This is a genomic window from Halolamina salina (assembly GCF_042678005.1).
GTDB lineage: Archaea > Halobacteriota > Halobacteria > Halobacteriales > Haloferacaceae > Halolamina > Halolamina salina.
This window is the reverse complement of the sequence record NZ_JBHUDH010000088.1, coordinates 1,887-2,615: the sequence shown is the minus strand read 5'-3', so window position 1 is coordinate 2,615 and position 729 is coordinate 1,887. Positions and strand designations below refer to the sequence as shown.

Sequence of the window (729 nt, the reverse complement as noted above, 5' to 3'; positions counted from 1 at the left end):
GCTGTGCCGGGCCTCGTGCCCGGCACACTGCGGTCGCAAGTGGTCAACGATCGAGACGCTGTTGCGGTTGCTGTTGCAGTTACCAACGACCCACCGAGTGTCGACGCTTTCCCTCGCTGAACCCAACAATCACCGTCCAACATCGCCCCGATCCACCACCGCCACGTCGCAGTCCACCTCCTTCAACCGCTTGAACGTCGGCGGCGAGATCAGCCGCGAGGCCGTCGAGCGCTCGCCGGAGGAGCCGAGCATCACCAGATCGTACGCGCCGGCGTTCTCCTCGATGTACGTCGTAATCTCCGCCCGGGCGACCCGCGTCTCCACGGGCCCGTCGAACGTCTCGACGACGTTCGAGAGGCGGTGTTCGGCGGCCCGCCGCGAGCCGTCGGCGTCGATGCAGGTACAGACACTCACCCGGCCGTCGTCGCCGGCCAGTCGGCTCGCGAAGTCCACCATCGCGTGGGCCGTATCGCCGGGCCGGGCGATCGGCACCATCACCCGCCGCCAGTCGGTCGTCCCGGTCGAGCGGTGGACGATGGCGTCGACGGGGCCGGAGAGCACCGTCCGGATGTACGGCGAGAGCGCGCCGTCCTCGGTCTCGTAGGGGGTGATCACGAGGTCGCAGTTGGCGCGCTCGGCGGTGTCGAGCACCGTCGCCGCGGGGTCGCCGCTGGCGACGATCACCTCACACGGGACGCCGTAGTCGGCCCGCAGGCGCTCGGCGATCCC

1 pseudogene is annotated in these 729 nt (G+C 69.8%); it reads right to left on the bottom strand.

The annotated features are described in order from the left end of the window. Positions 1 to 129: 129 nt before the first annotated feature. Positions 130 to 729, bottom strand: a pseudogene (locus ACFR9S_RS08420) (HPP family protein); the annotation flags it as partial.